This window comes from Streptomyces sp. NPDC033229, assembly GCF_055576875.1.
Genome location: NZ_JBVIQR010000003.1, coordinates 173872 through 190535, shown reverse-complemented (window position 1 = coordinate 190535; position 16664 = coordinate 173872). Strand labels below are relative to the sequence as shown.

The following is a 16664-nucleotide window of genomic DNA, read 5'->3' as shown; positions in this document are numbered from 1 at the left end:
CCGACGGGCCTACCGCCGGGCCATGGCCGAAACGCTCGACCGGATGTGCGAGCGTCCAGGGAGGTGTGGGCCGGTGGCCTCAGACGCCGACCCGTTCGTGGTCCGCCCCGGCCCGGCCGGCGCGGTGCGCGCTCGGGCTGAGGCCGCGTTCCCGCTTGAAGGCCGCGCTGAAGGCGAACCCGTCCGCGTACCCCACCCGCCGCGCCACCCCGGCGACGGTCGCCTCCGGCTCGGCCAGTAGTTCGGCGGCGAGCGTCATCCGCCACCCCGTCAGATACGCCAACGGCGGCCGGCCGACCAGCTCGGTGAACCGCTTGGCCAGGGATGCCCGGGAGACCCCCGCCCCGGCGGCCAGCGCGGCGACGGTCCAGGGCCGGGCCGGCGCGTCGTGCATCGCGCGCAGCGCCGCGCCGACCACCGGGTCGCCGAGCGCGCGGTACCACGCGGGCGGACAGGCCTCGGGGCGCTCGAACCACGCCCGCAGCGTGCACACCAGCATCCAGTCCATCAGCCGGTCGAGGACGAACTGCTGCCCCGGCTTGTCGGCGGCGGCCTCGGCCGCGATGAACTCGTGGAGCACGCCGCAGCCCTCCGGCTCGCCCTCGTCGGGGACGATCAGCACCTGGGGCAGCGCACCGGTCAGGCGTCGGCCGATGTCGGACTCCGAGCGGTAGGCACCGGAGACCAGTTCGGCGCTCCGGCCGGCGGGACCCGCGGGTGCGGCCGCGAGCGCGTCCACGAAGGTGAACGGCGCGGGCCCGCGCACGAGCGCGGTGTCGCCGCGCCGCAGCAGTCGCGGCTCGCCCTCCGCCGGTACGAGCCACCCCGTCCCCCGCACCAGTGTGCACAGGGTCAGCGGAGCCCCGTCCGCGAAGCGCAATGACCACGGTGCCGTCACGGTCCACCGGCCGAACAGGGCGCCGTCGGCCCGTACCCCACGCAACAGATCCCCCAAGGCGTCCATGCCGTCACTTTAGACGTGCCGTGAGACGGGATTGAGAGGATCCGGCGCCGTGCCCGCCGCACCCCCTCCGTACACAGAACCGGAGGGTTCCTTTTCGAATCCGTGCCCTGGACGGGTGATTTTCCGGGCTCGTCCTGTGGCCGTCGGCCGGAGTCGGGGATCATGTCCCGGGAGAGCGCCCGAACGCGGGTCCCCCGCCGCGCCTCGCCCGCGTCCGCCTCATGACGAGGAGTGCACGCCGATGACGACGATCGAATCCGCTCGCCTCGTGGACATCCCGAAAGGCCGTGCACGATGACTCTCACCAGCTCTCCGGACGGCCTCATCGTCCCGCCGGGCGCGGGACGCACTCTCGTCACGGCGGCCCAGCAGGTGACGTTCAAGGTGACGGGGGAGCACTCGCGGGCGGCCTCCAGCTTCGAGGTCGTCGTGCCCCCGGGCTTCGACGTCGGCGCGCATCTGCACACCCGCAGCGAGGAGCTGTTCTACGTGCTCGAAGGCGAGCTCGACGTCCTCGCCTTCGAGCCCCGCGTCCGGACGGTCCGCAATTGGCGGGAGTGGGAGTCCCCGAGCGGGGAGCGCTGTGTGCGGGCCACGGCGGGCACGCTCATCGTTGTGCCGCCCGGCTGCCCCCACGCGTTCGCCAACCCGACGTCCGACCCCGCGCGGATGTTCTTCCAGGCCTCGCCCCCGCCGGACCACGAGCGCTATTTCGAGGAACTCTTCGAGATCCTCAACTCGGGCCCGGTCATCGACCAGGACGCCATCGCCGCGCTGCGCAAGCGTTACGACATCGAGCAGCTCACCCCCCTGACCGCTGCCTCCCCTGTCGCCGCCCCTCCCGCCGCGGCTCCCGAGCCCGCCGCCGCCCCCGCCGTCCTGGCCTGATCCGTCGGCGAGCCGGTCAGACGGCGATGTGCCGTTCGTCCTCGGCGATCGGCACATCGTTGATGCTTGCGTAGCGGCGCCGCATCAGACCGTTCTCGTCGAACTCCCAGTTCTCGTTGCCGTAGCTGCGCCACCACTGGCCCTCGCCGTCGTGCCACTCGTACGCGAAGCGCACGGCGATGCGGTCGTCGCCGTACGCCCACAGTTCCTTGCGCAGGCGGTAGCCGTGCTCGCGCTCCCACTTGGCGCGCAGGAACTCCACGATCTCCGCCCGGCCGTTGAGGAACACCTCGCGATTGCGCCATTCGGAGTCCTCGGTGTAGGCGAGGGCGACGCGCTCGGGATCGCGGCTGTTCCAGGCGTCCTCGGCGGCCTGGACCTTCCGCAGGGCGGACTCGGCGGTGAACGGCGGGAGCGGCGGCCTCTGCTCGGACATAACTCTTCCCTTCCACGCGGAGAACGATCGTTCTCTCAGCTGTCCGGTAGCCTAGGAGAACGATGGTTCTCGGGCAAGACGCGAGGTGGGAGCGGTTATGGACACCACGGCAAGGGAAGCGGCGACGCCGGAGGCCCGGGTGCTGGACGCGGCCGGGACCCTCTTTTACGGGCAAGGGCTCCAAGCAGTGGGCATGGACGCGATCCGTGCCGCGTCAGGTGTCTCCCTCAAGCGCCTCTACCAGCTCTATCCGTCGAAGGATTCGCTGGTCGAGGCCTATCTGCGGCGGCGTGACACCCGCTGGCGGGACGCGCTGGCACGCTACGCCGATGCCCGGCCCGCCGGGGCCGAGCGGATCCTGGCCGTCTTCGACTGGCTCCACCAGTGGTTCGAGGAACCCGATTTCCGCGGCTGCGCCTTTGTGAACTCCTTCGGGGAGCTGGGTGCCGGGTCGGAGGCGGTGGCGGCGGTCGCCCGCGCCCACAAGGACGCCTTCCGGCGGTATCTCACCGACCTGGTGACCGGGGCGGACGCCCCCGTCGCGCTGGCGGACCAGCTCGCCCTGCTCGCGGAGGGGGCCATCGTGACGGCCGCGATCTCCGGTGATGCCGAGCCGGCGATCCGGGCCAAGGAGGCCGCGCGCGTCCTGCTGGAGGCGGCGGTGACCCGCCCGCGACCCTGAGGCGGAGGTGACTGTCCAGAATCATCCATTCCGCCAATCTCCTTCCGGATAAAGGACGTTCACCCCTCTTCTCCCGCTATGAACTCTTCGGTAAGAATGTGCGGGCAGTCCCTTGGAGGGGTGGTCACGCATGATTCCCGAACTCGATCGAACGGCACTGGAAGACGAGTCCGTCGAAGTGCCCCCGCCCGTGGCGGGGTTCATCGACATCTCCGAACGCCTCACCGGTTTCACGGCGTTCGACCTGTATGGCACCGGAATGGCCCAGCTGTACCACGACACCACGGTCGACCAAGTGGGGCGCGAGGGCGTCGGCCGCTTCATCGACGACATGGCGGCGGCCGGCGGAGACCCGGACCGGCTCGTCGACGAGACCTCCCGCGAGATCGCCCGTGCCGTCACCCATCTGTGGTACCTGGGCGTGTGGCCCGCACTCGCCCGGTCCGTGCACCGCGCGCTCGGCCGGGAGAAGGCCAACGTCGCCTTCACGGCCGCCCCCGAGGCCTACCCGGAGGGCCTGGTCTGGCGGACCTTCCACGGACACCCGCCGGGCGCGAAGGCCCCCGGCTTCGCCACCTGGGCCGATCCGCCGCCCGGTGCCCCGCCCCTCGCCCGGCCCGATCGCCCGGCCCACGGCACGGGAGGCGTCGCGTGAACAGCCCGTCACCTTCCGGCCGCCGCCGGTACGACGTGATCGTGGTGGGCGCCGGGATGGCCGGCAGCCTGGTCGCCAAGCGCCTGGGGGACCAGGGGTGGCGCGTACTCGTCCTGGAGGCGGGCACCGGCACCCTGGACACCTGGCCCGGCCATCTCGACGCGCTGAACACCTTCGCGTCCGCCGTGGCCAAGGTGCCCAACTCGCCCTACCGGCCCAACGCCGTCGCCCCGTCCCCCGACGTCCTCCATGTGGGCGGCCTGCCCGGCGGCGGCTACCGGGCCCAGGGCTACCTCGTCCAGCGCGGAGCCCTGCCCTACAACTCGGACTATCTGCGCGCCGCCGGCGGCACCGGTCTGCACTGGCTGGGACTGACGCCCCGCATGCACCCGGACGACTTCGCCATCCGCAGCCGTTACGGCTACGGACGGGACTGGCCGATCGGCTACGACGACCTGGAGGCCCACTACCGCGCGGCCGAGCGGGAGTTGGGCGTCGCCGGGGACGCGATCGAGCAGGCCGACGCCATCGGCCTGCCGTTCCCCGAAGGCTACGTCTACCCGATGCGGGAGATCCCCCGCAGCTACCTCGACAACGTCCTGGCGGCCCGGCTCGACGGTCACGCCGTCCAGGAGAAGCCGGGCTCCCCGCACACCACACTGCGCGTCGTCACCACCCCGCACGCCCGCAACAGCACGCCCCACGAGCACTACGACGGCGGCCGCGGCTACCGCCCGGTCGGCGCGGCCGGACTGCCCAACTACGGTGAGCGCTGCGTGGGCAACGCCTCCTGCACGCCGATCTGCCCGGCCCAGGCGAAATACACCCCCCTCAAGACCCAGGCCGCCTGGAGCCGTGACGTCACCCTCGTCACCCGCGCCGTGGTGAGCCGCGTCCTCACCACGACCAACGGCCGGGCCCGGGGCGTCGAATACCAGGAGTACGACGACCCCGCCGCCCCCGCGAGCGTCACCCGCACCGCGGAGGCCGACGTCGTCGTCCTGGCCGCGCACGCCATCGAGAACGCCAAGCTGCTGCTCGTCTCCCACCTGGCCACCCGCAGCGACCAGGTGGGGCGCAACCTGATGGACCACCCGGTGCTGCTCACCTGGGGGCTGATGAACCACCCCGTCGGGCCGTTCCGCGGCCCCGGGTCGACGTCCGGCCTGGAGGGCTTCCGCACCGGAGCCGGTCGGCGGACCCGCGCGCCCTTCCGTATCGTGATCGCCAACTGGGGGTGGAGCTGGCCCACGGGTTCACCCGGCGCCGACGTGGCCCGGCTGCTCGGCATGGGCGGCGACCCGGCGGCACCGCGCGGGCGAGGGCTGTTCGGCGCCGCGCTGCGCGACGCGCTCGGCCGGGGCATCGGCCGCCAGTTCACCCTGCAGTTCGAGATGGAGCAGGAGGCCGAGAGCCGGAACCGGGTCACCGTCGACCCGCTCCACCGCGACCTCCTGGGCAATCCGCGCCCCGTCGTCACCTACGACCTCTCAGACCGCGTCAAGCGCGGCATGGCGGCGGCGAAGGCCGTCTCCGACCAGATCTTCGGGCTGCTCGACGCCGAGGACCACACCGCGTACGGTCCCGGGCCCTTCGCCCCCGGCCACTTCCGCTTCGAGGGCCGCGACTTCGTCTACCAGGGCGCGGGACACGGCGCCGGCACCCATGTGATGGGCGCCTCGCGCGAGACGTCCGTGGTCGACCAGTGGCAGCGCTGCTGGGACCACCCGGGCCTCTACGCCGTCGGCTGCGGCAGCATGCCCTCGGTCGGCACCGCCAACCCCTCGCTGACCATGGCCGCCCTGGCCCTGCGCAGCAGCGAGCGGATCCACCGGGAGCTGAGCGAGCTGCGCCGGCCCCTGACCGTCCGTACCGCCCCCGTCCCGGAGGGACGCCCATGACGGCCACCGGCCCGCTGACCGGGCAGACCGGCCCCGCCCGGCACACCGACATCTCCGCCGACCTCGCGGTGGTCGAGGAACCGCCGTTCCGGGTGCCCCGCGACCGCGCGGAACTGCATCTGTTCCTCCAGGCCGCACTGACCCTCGAACACCTCACCATCCCGCCCTATCTGACGGCCATGTACACACTGCCGCCCGGCACCAACCGGCCCGCGCACTTCGCCGTCCGGGCCGTCGTGCTCGAGGAAATGCTGCACATGACGCTGGTCGCCAACCTCCTGAACGCGACGGGCGGCACCCCCCTGGTGGCGAACTCGCGGTTCGTCACCGGCTATCCCGCCCGACTGCCCTTCAGCCGGGACAAGGTCCCCATCGCGCTGCGGCACTTCGGGACGAAGGCGCTGGACACCTTCCTGCACATCGAGCGGCCGGAGTACGTTGCCGAGCCGCCCGGTCACCCTTCGGTGGCGGACGACGACGGCTGGACCTCCATCGGCCAGTTCTACAACACCATCCGGGAAGGGGTGATCCGTCTGTCGAGGAAGCTCGGCGAGGCGGAGCTCTTCCGCGGCGACCCCGCGCGCCAGGTCGGCCCGAAGGACTTCTACAACTCCGGCGGCGAGGTCTTCGCGGTCACGGACCTGGCGTCCGCCCTCAAGGCCCTGCGCGTCATCACCGAGCAGGGCGAGGGCGCGGCCGGGGGCATCCACGACACCGACGACCGGCTCTTCGGCGAGGTCCGCGAGGTCGCGCACTACTTCCGGTTCAACGAGATCCGTCAGGAGCGCGGTTACGGCCCGCACGACACCCCGCGCTCCGGGCCGACCGGCCCGGCGATGGACGTCGCCTGGCAGGACACCTACCCCATCGACCCCGAGGCGAAAGTGGCGCACTACCCGCCCGGCAGCGCCGTGCGCCGGGCCGCCGACCACTTCAACGAGGTGTACGCGCGGCTGCTCGTCGTCCTCGAACGCGGCTACACCGAGGACCCGGCGGTGCTGGGGGCGGCCGTGCCCGTCATGCTGGAGCTGCGCGACCTCGCCGAGGCCCTGTACCGCAACCCGCACCCCGACCCGGCCAAGCGCGCCCTGGGCCTGCACGCCTGTGCCACCTACGAGATCACCGACCGGCACTTCACCCTCGCGCGCGACCGGCTGTCCGGGGCCCCCGGCGCCACCGCCCTGCCGGGCTGAGGGCACGACAGCGGGCGGGACGTCTCCCGGAGGAGGCGGCCCGCCCTCGGGCGTCGGCGCCCATCTCGGCCTCGACCGGCGGGAGACGGCTCGAACGGAATCGTTGACCGTGGCAGGCCGCTCACGTGCTCGGCGGCTCGGCCCTGGGCGGGGTGCGGGGCGCGGGCGGCAGCTGCCTGTCCGCGGTGGGATGTTGCGCGGGTGGTTGCTGCCGGTCGGCCGGGGGCCTGGCGGCCGACTGCGGCGGAGGCTTGGGCGGGTCCACCGGCTTGTACGTCGGCTTGTACGTCGGCGGGTCGACCGGCTTGTTCGCCGGCGGGGCCTGCCCGGTGTTCCGCGGGGGAATCGGCGGCGGCCGGTCCTGGCCGTCGGCTGTCGGCACCCGGCCCGTGGCGGGCTGCCTGCCCGCGCTCGGCAGGGACGAGGACGCCGAGGACGGCGGCTTGCTGCGGGCGGACGGCACGGTCGGTGCCGTCGGCGCCACCGTGGTGGCCTTCGAAGGCTTCGAGGCCGTCGGCGGGCGGACCGACGACGGCCCGGTGCCGGTCGGCGGCTTGGGCGACGTTCCCCGAGACGGCGTTCCCTTGCTCGGCGTCCCTGAGCCCGGCGTTCCCGAGTCCGGCGGTGAGGAGGGCGTTCCCGACTCCGGCGTGGAAGCGGACGGCGCCGGTGAGGAGGGCCTGTCCGATTCCGGCGACGGAGTGCCGCTGCCGCTGCCGGTGGGCGTGGGAAGCAGGGCGGACGGGGTGGGCACGGGGAACGGCTGGGAGTCCTTCGAACCGTCGGAACCGGCGCTGCGGTCGAAGCCCTTGGTCGGCGCGTAGGGATCGACGAGCGGGACCGACGTCAGCGGCCCCTTCTTCTTGGGCCGTTCCTTGATGACCGTGATCTGGACGTAGGCGAAGCCTTCCCAGCGCTTGCCCGTGTACGAGGACGCCTTGTAATCGACGTTGGTCTCCGGCTGCCGCAGCGGGTTTCCGCAGTTGCACTTGACGGCCGGCCGCGCGTAGGAGTCGACGAGCACCGCGACGCCCGCCTGGAGGACCGACAGATATTCGGATATCTCGCCGTTGCCCTTGTAGTTGTGGTTCTTGACCAGGGTGTCGTGGAGCAGGACCACGGGCGTCAGCTGGTCGATGTGCGCGGCGATGTCCCGGGGGTCGATGTCGCGTGCCGAGCTCCAGGCCTTCGCCTTGACGCTGTCCCGGGTGAGCTCCTTGACGAGGGCCGCCTTGTCGCAGTGCGCGACGTTACGGGTGCCGCCGAACGCGCCGCGGCTGTCACCGGCCAGCTCGCCGCCACGGCGGGCGGAGTCGACCCCCTTGAGGTCCGTGCCCGCGCCGGTGAGGAACGGGGCGGAGCCGATCACTCCCACGGCCTCCAGGGCGAGCTCGGCCGCCTTCTTCTTCTGGGGGCCCGTGCACCCCAGGGTGCCGGTTCCCCCGATCAGGGCGGGCACGGCCAGCAGCGCGACGGCGCTCAGCAGCCGTTTGTGCCTGCGGGCACGCCGGATGTCCGGCCCGCCCGCCTCGCGCTCGGTGACTCCGTACGGAAAGGACCCCAGCCGCATGTGCGTACCCCCGAAAGCCGGTCTGTGATGTCGGTGATCAGTGATTCCCCAGGACCCCGTCACCGGAGCCCCTCGCACACCTCGCCACGCGTGACCCTCGCGCGTCCCACCCCGCCTTCCCTCAGCCGTATCCGCAGGTCGCGACCCAGCCGCCGGCCGCGCACGTCGTGCCCGGGTCCGGCGTCGGCTCGGCAGTCGGTTCGGCGGCCGCGGGCGTCTCCTTCGGGCCGGGCGTCGTGGACGGCCGCGGCTGGGCCCCCGACGCGCCGTCCGACGGCCGGTGCGTCTCGCTGACCGCACCACCGGTGCCGCCCGACGGTGTGCCGCCGTCGTCACGGGTGGCGATCACGGCGGCGGTGGCCGCTCCGCCGGCGAGCAGGAACGCCAGCACCGGACCGAGGACCACCATCGCCTTCCGGCGCCGGACAGGGGGGCTCGGGCGCTGGGGGTCGGGAAACGGCCGCTCGGGCTGCTGCGGGGTGGGCGGCCCGAAGACCCCGCCGGGGTGGGGCACGGGCGGCACGGGCGAGTAGTAACGCACGGCAGGCCCGGGGGCGGGCGACGGCACGGGTGACGGGGCGGGCCGCGGCACCGGCGCCGGGGAGGGTGCGGCGACGGCCGTACGGACGTACTCCCCGGTGTCCGAACGTGCCCAGCCCGGTGGCTCGCTGAGCCGCCCGGCCGCGACGGAGTCCAGGAGCCGCTGTGCCTCCACCGCGCCCATCCGGTCCTGCGGGTCCTTGCGGAGCAGCCCTTCGAGCAGCGGAGTGAGCGGGCCGGCCCGCCGCGGCGTGGGCGCCTCGTCCTGCACCACCGCCTGCAGCGTGCTCAGCGCCGAGGTGCGGCGGAACGGCGACAGTCCCTCGATCGCCGCGTACAGGGTCGTGCCCAGCGACCACAGGTCCGACGGAGTGCCGGGACGCCGGCCCATCGCCCGCTCGGGGGCGAGGAAGTCGGGGGAGCCGACGATATCGCCGGTGTGGGTGAGGGTGCCCGAACCCTCGACCACGGCGATGCCGAAGTCGGTCAGCACGACCCGGCCGCTCTCCTCGATCAGGACGTTGGCGGGCTTGACGTCGCGGTGCAGCACCCCGGCCGCGTGCGCGCTGCGCAGCGCCTGGAGCACCATCGACCCGATCCTGGCGGCCTCCTTGGGCTGGAGCACTCCTTCCTCCTCCAGCACATCGGCCAGCGACTTGCCGCGCACCAGCTCCATGACGATCCAGGGCCGGCCCTGCTGCTCGACCACGTCGTGCACCGTGATCACGTACGGGTGGCTGATCCGGGCGGCCGCCCGGGCCTCCTGCTTCAGCCGCGCGTACAGCAGCCGGACGTCCGCCTCGCGCATGTGCTCCGGTGCCCGGACCTCCTTCGCCGCGACCTCACGGTCGAGCAGTTCGTCGACGGCACGCCACACCACTCCCATGCCGCCACTGCCGAGCCGTTCGACGATCCGGTAACGTCCGGCCAGCAATGGACTTCGCGCCTCGTCCATGCCATACGCCCCCTTCCCGCGCGCACGGCACCCCGAGCCGCGCGCATTCGGGCACACTCCCTCAGACGGCGGGACCGTCGATATCGTTCCCGCCTTCGGGAATTTCGCCGAATTCCCTTGCGCCCCTCCCGACACTGTCTGTCCAGTCCCCGTGTGACCAGGGGATTTGGCCCTCTGTGGGTAGATCTCCCGTGCCTCCCCGGAAAGTTACCCGCCGGTCTTTTCGCCCCTGGTCGGACTTCCTTTACGGCCGACTAAGGGAATGCATCGTTCCGCGGTACTGATTCCTCGGGGCGTCCCCCTCAAGGGAGTTTATTCGGGAAGGAATTGCTCCGCTCCCGCAAGGGGCTGCGCAAAATGTTCTCAAAAGCGGAGACGCCTGGGGGTGGCGGTCCCGGCACCGCCGCCCCCCTGGATCGTTGGCGCGCGTCAGCGGTCCAGCATCGCCGCGATCACCGAGCGCCAGTCCTCGCCCGGCCGTTCGACCAGCTCCTCCGCGAGGGCCTCCGCGCGGTAGCGGTGGCGGTGGAGCAAGGGCGCGGAGGCCGTCCCGGCCGCCGGGCGGATCCCGCCGGTGCTGCCGAGCAGCCGGTTCAGTTCGGTCGCGAACTCCTCCCAGCCGACATGGCCACCGATGGCGTTCACCATGCCGTGCGCGGGTCGTTCGGCGCAGGTCACCAGGGCGCGCGCCAGGGCGGCCGCGTGCACCCACGGTGCCCCGGACCAGGGGTCGCCGGACGCCGGCACGGCCCCCGCCGCGGGCAGCACGACCGGTTCCCCGGCCCGGGCGGCCTGGAACAGCGCCCCCGTCGCGCCCCACCTCAACTGGTCGCGCAACCGGGGGTGGGGCCCCCACACCAGCGGCGCGCGCACCGCGGTCGCCCCGCCGCGTCCGCCGGTGCCCGCCGCCTCCCACAGCATCCGCTCGCAGTCGAGCTTGGCCCGCCCGTACGCGGTGAGCGGTTCGGCGGACGGCGTGTCCTCGGTGACCTCCACCACCGGCGGCCTGCCGTACGCGTCCACGCTGCTGACGAAGACGAACGAACCCTGACGCCAGCCGTCCAGCAGCGCGCGCATCGCCGCGACGTCCACCTCGGGCGAGGTGAACGTGCATGCGGAGTGGATCACCGCGTCCACGCCCGTGACCGCGTCCCGCAGGCTCTGCGGGTCCGCGAGATCGCCCTCGGCCACCTCGATCCCGTCGCCCGCCACCAGGTGCGCCGACTCCGGCCGCACCAGCGCGCGCACCGGCCGTCCCCGGGCCGCCAACTCCCGCAGGACGAAGGCCCCGACGCCCCCGGTGCCGCCCGTGACCAGGACCGTGCCGGGCCTGGCGGGACCCCGGCGCACGGCCCCGCCGGAGGCGGCCGTGGCCGTCCGCTTCCGCTGTTCCGCCCGCTCGTCCAGCAGCGCGGCGAGCGCGCGCGGGGTGCGGTGCTCCAGGACGTCCAGTCCCGTCAGCGGCAGGCGGAGCCGTTCCCGCAGCCGCTCCGCGACGCGGACGGCGAGCAGGGAGTGCCCGCCCAGGAAGAAGAAGTCGCCGTCGGGGCCGGGGTCCTCGCCCAACAGCTCGCCGAACACCGTCCTGACGACTTCACCCCGCTCGCCGAGCGGCGCGGTGGGGAGCCCGGCCACGCGGTGGTCCGCGCAACCGGCCGTCCCGCGCGACAGCGGCCGCCCGGGGTCCGACGCCACCTCCGTCAGGAGCGCGGCGAAGGCGTCCAGCAGCCCCCGCGCGGTCTCCTCGTCGAGCCGCCCCCGGTCGTACTGCACCAGGGCGCGCGGCCCGGTACGGTCCGTGGCCTCCGCGACGTAGAAGCCGAGGCCGAACTTGGCCGTCCCCAGGTCGATGTCGACGGGCTCGCACTCGGTACGGGCGAGGCGCAGCCCCGACGGCTTCGGCAGGACGTCGGCGGTGACGCCCACCAGCGGATTGCCGTCGCCGTCCCGGGCCGCCGCGCCGAGCCGGTCGACAACCAGGTCGAACGGGACGTGGCGGTGACGGTGTGCTTCGAGCAGGTCGTCCCGTACCCGCGACAGCAGCTCACCGAAGTCCCGCGCGCCGGACAGGTCCGTGCGGATCGCCAGGGTGTTGACGCACAGGCCGACGAGATCGCGCCACCCGGCCCGGTCACGGTGGCTGCTCGCGCACCCGATGACGAGGTCCTCGCCGCCGGTCGTCTCCAGCAGCGTCGCGAACGCACCCGCGAGTACCACGGTGAACAGCGTGGCCTTGCGGTCCCGGCCCACCCCGCGCAGCCCTTCGAGGGTGCGCGGCGTCAGGGGCGCGGTGAGGACGCGGCCCTCGCCGCGGCCGCCGGCGGGTGCCGTGACCCGGGGCAGGGGCACGGGCCGGGCGCCCGCGAGCCGCTCCGCCCAGTACGCCGGCCCGGTGTCGAGCGTCGCGGCCGACTCCGCGCGCTCCCGGCGGGCGAAGTCGGCGTACCGCGGCGCTTCGGTGTCCGGCTCCCAGGCCCGGCCCTCCACGACCGACCGGTACCGGGCGTCGAGTTCACGGGTGATCAGGTCGAGGGAGCCGCCGTCCACCGCGATGTGATGGAACGTCAGCAGAACCGTGTGGTCCTCCGGCGCGTGCCGCACACAGAGCACACGCGGCAGCGGCCCGGCGTCCAGGTCGAACGGACGCGCCGCCTCGACGGACAGCTCACCGGCGCCGTCGCCGGTGGCGTCCACGACCCGTACCGGCACCGGTCCGGCCGCCATCACCTCCTGGTACGGCTCGCCGTCGGCGTGTCCGTACCGGGTGCGCAGCACCTCGTGGCGGCGCACCAGTCCGGTGACGGCCGCGGCGAGGGCGTCCAGGTCGAGGGGCCCGCGCACCCGGGTCGCGAACGGCACGTTGTACAGGGCGCCGCCCTGGCCGAGCCGGTCCATCAGCCACATCCGGTGCTGGGCGTGCGAGAGCGGCGCCGGGCCCGCGGCCCGGCCGGCCGGCGCGGGCGCCCGGCCCGCGGCGGCGGTCCGCCCGCGTTGCCGGGCGAGGCGGAGCAGCGCCTCCTGGCGCGCGGCATCGGGGACGGCGGTCATCGGCCCTCCTGGCCATCGGTGTCGACGTCCGCTCCGAAACGGCCGAGGAGCGCTTCCTCGATCAGCGCGGCCTGGCCCGCCACCGTGGGCGCCGCGAAGAACTCGGCGAGCGACAGCTCGACGCCGACGTCCTCCCGCACGTCGTCCACGATGCCGAGGGCCAGCAGGGAATGGCCGCCGAGGTCGAAGAAGTCGGCGTCGGGGGCGTCGACCGGGCGGTCCAGCGCCCGGGCCCACGCCTCGGCCACGGTCTGCTGGATCGGGGACAGCGCCGGCCGCGCGTCCGGGGCCTGTCCGGCCGCCGCGGGCTGCGGAATGCCGGGCACCGGCTGTTCGGCCAGCGCGCGGCGGTCGACCTTGCCGGTGGCGGTCAGCGGCAGGTCGTCCACCACGGACCAGCCGTTGGGCAGCAGGTGCGCGGGCAGCCGCTCGGCCAGGTGGGCGCGGAGCGCGGCGACCGTGAGGTGTCCGCCGTCGACGGGAACGACGAAGGCGACGAGCCGCGCGTCCTCCGGTGTGGGCCGCAGCACGGTGACGGCCGCGTCCGCGACGCGCGGGTGGGTCCGCAGCGCGTGCTCGATCTCGCCGGGCTCGACCCGGAAGCCACGGATCTTGAACTGGTCGTCGGTGCGGCCGTGGAAGTCCAGCACACCGTCCGGACGGGCCGACACGAGGTCACCGGTGCGGTAGATCCGCCCCGCGGACGGATGGTCGACGAAGCGTTCCGCGGTGAGGTCGGGCCGGCCGAGATAGCCGCGGGCGAGCCGGGGGCCGCCCAGCCACAGCTCCCCGCGGGTGCCCGCGGGCACCGGGGCGCCGTGCTCGTCGAGGACGTGCACCGTGGTCCCGGCGACCGGGCGGCCGATCGGCGGCGGGCCGTCGCAGTCGGCGTCCCGTACCCGGTGGGTGGTGGCGAAGGTCGTGGCCTCGGTCGGCCCGTACCCGTGGACCAGCTCCAGCCACGGATGCGAGCGCAGCACGCCGCGCGCGTGCCGGGCCGATATCGCCTCGCCGCCGACGAGCACGCCGCGCAGCACGTCGAAGACCGACGACCGGCGGTCGGCCAGGTGGTGGAAGAACGCGGTGGTGAGCATGGCGACGGTGACGCCCAGCCGCTCCACGTCCCGGGCCAGCCCCTCCAGCGAGTGCCGGTCGGCGGTGGAGACGGCCACCGCCGCACCGTTCGCCAGCGCGACCCAGACCTCGAAGGGAGACGCGTCGAAGGTCTGCGCCGAGTGGAACAGCACCCGGTCCCGGGGGGTGACCGTCACGAAGTCCGGTGCGACGGTCAGCCCGGCCACCCCGCGGTGGGTGATCGCCACGCCCTTGGGGCGGCCCGTCGAACCCGAGGTGTACATCACGTACGCCACGGCGTCGGGGTCGTAGGGGCGGTGCGGTGCCGGGAGGTCCTCGTCCGGCCACCGCGCACCCGTGTCGGCGATCCCGGCCGAGGACAGGGCGAGCCCCTGCCCCGCCGGTATGCCCGCCGCCTCCAGCAGGTCCTTCTCGCCCAGCGTCAGCGTGACCCCGGCGTCGGCCAGCATCGCGTCCGTACGCTGCCGGGGATACGCGGGGTCGAGGGGGACGTAGTGGCCGCCCGCCCACCAGACGGCGAGCTGGGCGACGACGACGCCCACCGAGTGCGGCATCAGCAGCCCGACCGGGGTGCCGGTCCGCACGCCCCGGGCGCGCAGCACGTTGGCCAGCCGCCGGGCGGCGGCAGTCAATTCGCCGTACGTCAGCGTCAGATCGCCGTCCAGGACGGCGAGGGCCCGCGGTGACGCCTCGGCATGGGCGGCCACCCGGCCGAGCACACCGCCGTCGGCCGGGTCCGCCGCGGCAGCCGCCGGGGGCACGGTCGCAGCCACCGGCGCCGAGTCCGCCGGGGGCGCCGGCTGCTCGGGGGTGTCCGTCCGCTTGCTGTCCAGCAGCGCGGCCAGGCTGCGCAGATCGGGCTGCCGCAGCACTTCCGGTGCCCGCAGCCGCACGCCGCACTCCTCCTCCAGGGCGGCCAGCAGCCGCGCGGCGGCGAGGGAGTCACCGCCGCTGCCGATGAAGTTGTCCCCCGGGCCGAGGTCCGGCCGGTCGAGCAGCGTGCGGCACAGCCGCAGCACCGACTCCTGCGAACCGGACGCCGCAGCGTGCGCGGGAGCCGTCTCCCGCGGCGCCTCCCCGGCGGGCAGGGCGGCGCGGTCGACCTTGCCGTTGGCGTCGAGGGGGAAGGCGTCGACGTACCGGACCGCCGCCGGTACCGCCTGCTCGGGCAGCCAGCCGCGCACGGCCGCCAGCAACTCCGCCCCGGCCGGCGCCCGCCCGCCCGGTTGGGGCAGGACGTACGCGATCAGCCGAACCGCGCCGTCGGCGCCGGTCGTTGCCGCGACGACCGCTCGCCGGACCCGCGGGTCGTGCTCCAACGCCGCCTCCACCTCGGCCGGTTCGATACGCACCCCGCGCACCTTGACCTGGTCGTCCAGGCGGCCGAGGAACTCCAGCACGCCGTCGGCCCGCATCCGCACCCGGTCGCCGGTGCGGTAGACCCGCCCGGTCCCGGTCATCCCCGTCGGCGGGGCCACGAAGCGGCGGGCCGTCAGTTCCTCGTCCAGGTAGCCGATCGCCAACCCGGCGCCGCCGAGGAGCAGTTCACCGGGCTCACCCCGGGGCACGAGGTGCCCGGAGGCGTCGGTGACACCGACGACCGTTCCGTCCAGCGGCAGCCCGATGGGCGGCGGCGCCCCGGCGTCCGCTCCGTCCGTGCCGTCGCCGTCCGCCGCGTCCGCCGGGTTCAGGGCATGCGCGGTGGCGAGGACGGTCGCCTCCGCGGGGCCGTACGCGTTGTCCACCAGGGCGGTGACGTCCGCCGCCGGGCGGCGGCGCATCCGGTCGCCGCCGACCGAGAGGTGACGCAGCGCGGGAAGCCGCGGCCACGGCCGCTCGAACACGGTCTCCGCGAGCGGTGTCGGCAGGATCGCCACCGTCACCGCCGCCCGCCGCCACCAGTCGGTGAGGGCCTCCGGGTCCCAGCGCACCTCGTCCGGCGCGACGCTCAGCGCGCCGCCGGAGCACAGGGCGGCCCACAGCTCCAGGACGTGCGGGTCGAAGGAGACCCCCACCAGCAGGCTGTGCCGGTCGCCCGGGCGGGCGCCGACGCGGTCGAGATACCAGCGCAGCCGGGCGGCGAGCGCGGCGCTGTCCACCGCGACCGCCTTGGGGGTCCCCGTCGACCCCGAGGTGAGCACGGCGTAGAAGGCGCCCTCGGGCGCGGCCGTCCCTGTTGCCCGGTCGCGCGGGGCGAACGCGGCGACGGCCTCCGCCGCGTTGGCACCGGCGACGGGCAGGGGCAGCGGCAGCCGCTCACCGGCGGGATACCCCTCGGGCAGCACCTCAAGTGCCCCGACGAGTGCGGTCACCCGGAGCCCGCCCGTCACGGCGGCGAGCCGCCGGTCGCCGGGGCGCGGCCCGAGGGGGAGGTAGACGGCGCCGAGCCGGGCGAGGGCGACGGCCGTCGCGGCCAGGGCCGCGGAGCGGTCCAGGCACACCCCGACCAGATCACCGGGGCGCACCCGGGGGCGCAGCGCGTCGGCGACCCGCTCGGCCAGGGCGTCCAGCTCGGCGTAGGTCCAGCTCAGTTCCCCGTCCTCGACGGCGGTCGCCGACGCCTCATGGCGGGCCCAGTGCTCGAACCGGGCCAGGACGTCCCAGCCGTCCGCCGGGGCGGCCGGGCCATGGGCGACGCTGAGGCGCGGTCCGCCGTCCGGTGCGTCCGGGCGGGACGTGTTCGCTGTAGTGGTCATGATTCCTCTTGACGAAGTCGAAGGGGTCGCGCGGGCCGCGA

General features: G+C 74.3%; 11 protein-coding genes. 5 read left to right on the top strand and 6 right to left on the bottom strand.

From position 1 onward, the window contains the following. Positions 1 to 79 precede the first annotated feature (79 nt). A complete protein-coding gene (locus ACZ53N_RS04335; protein ID WP_469139457.1) occupies positions 80 to 964 on the bottom strand; it encodes an AraC family transcriptional regulator in 885 nt (294 codons plus the stop codon). A 294-nt stretch (positions 965 to 1258) separates the two neighbouring features. Here ACZ53N_RS04335 and ACZ53N_RS04330 point away from each other — a divergent pair, with 294 nt between their 5' ends. Further along, complete coding sequence (locus tag ACZ53N_RS04330; RefSeq protein WP_469139456.1) at positions 1259 to 1852, top strand: cupin domain-containing protein; 594 nt, start codon at positions 1259 to 1261, stop codon at positions 1850 to 1852. A gap of 16 nt (positions 1853 to 1868) precedes the next feature. Here ACZ53N_RS04330 and ACZ53N_RS04325 read toward each other — a convergent pair whose 3' ends face one another. Next, a complete protein-coding gene (locus tag ACZ53N_RS04325; protein WP_469139455.1) occupies positions 1869 to 2288 on the bottom strand; it encodes a nuclear transport factor 2 family protein in 420 nt (139 codons plus the stop codon). A gap of 97 nt (positions 2289 to 2385) precedes the next feature. Between ACZ53N_RS04325 and ACZ53N_RS04320 the strand changes: the two genes are divergently transcribed. The 4 genes from ACZ53N_RS04320 to ACZ53N_RS04305 all read left to right on the top strand — a co-directional run bounded on the left by ACZ53N_RS04320 (position 2386) and on the right by ACZ53N_RS04305 (position 6719). Further along, positions 2386 to 2970, top strand: a complete 585-nt coding sequence (locus ACZ53N_RS04320; RefSeq protein ID WP_469139454.1) for a TetR/AcrR family transcriptional regulator — start codon at positions 2386 to 2388, stop codon at positions 2968 to 2970. A 130-nt stretch (positions 2971 to 3100) separates the two neighbouring features. After that, positions 3101 to 3625: a hypothetical protein gene (locus tag ACZ53N_RS04315; protein ID WP_469139453.1), complete on the top strand. Its 525-nt coding sequence runs from the start codon at positions 3101 to 3103 to the stop codon at positions 3623 to 3625. After that, positions 3622 to 5526: a GMC family oxidoreductase gene (locus ACZ53N_RS04310; RefSeq protein WP_469139452.1), complete on the top strand. Its 1905-nt coding sequence runs from the start codon at positions 3622 to 3624 to the stop codon at positions 5524 to 5526. The genes ACZ53N_RS04315 and ACZ53N_RS04310 overlap by 4 nt, the downstream gene beginning before the upstream one ends. Then, positions 5523 to 6719, top strand: a complete 1197-nt coding sequence (locus ACZ53N_RS04305) for a ferritin-like domain-containing protein (protein ID WP_469139451.1) — start codon at positions 5523 to 5525, stop codon at positions 6717 to 6719. The genes ACZ53N_RS04310 and ACZ53N_RS04305 overlap by 4 nt, the downstream gene beginning before the upstream one ends. Positions 6720 to 6840: 121 nt before the next feature. On the opposite strand, the gene ACZ53N_RS04300 is transcribed toward ACZ53N_RS04305, so the two are convergent. The 4 genes from ACZ53N_RS04300 to ACZ53N_RS04285 all read right to left on the bottom strand — a co-directional run bounded on the left by ACZ53N_RS04300 (position 6841) and on the right by ACZ53N_RS04285 (position 16623). Next, a complete protein-coding gene (locus ACZ53N_RS04300) occupies positions 6841 to 8289 on the bottom strand; it encodes a DUF6777 domain-containing protein (RefSeq protein ID WP_469139450.1) in 1449 nt (482 codons plus the stop codon). Between the two features lie 121 nt (positions 8290 to 8410). Then, on the bottom strand, positions 8411 to 9784 hold the full coding sequence (locus tag ACZ53N_RS04295; protein WP_469139449.1) for a serine/threonine-protein kinase: 1374 nt from the start codon (positions 9782 to 9784) through the stop codon (positions 8411 to 8413). 429 nt (positions 9785 to 10213) lie between these two features. Next, entirely contained in the window at positions 10214 to 12832 is a 2619-nt protein-coding gene (locus ACZ53N_RS04290) for a condensation domain-containing protein (RefSeq protein WP_469139448.1), read from the bottom strand. Next, positions 12829 to 16623: an amino acid adenylation domain-containing protein gene (locus ACZ53N_RS04285; protein ID WP_469139447.1), complete on the bottom strand. Its 3795-nt coding sequence runs from the start codon at positions 16621 to 16623 to the stop codon at positions 12829 to 12831. Before ACZ53N_RS04285 ends, ACZ53N_RS04290 begins: the two co-directional genes overlap by 4 nt. Positions 16624 to 16664: the final 41 nt, after the last annotated feature.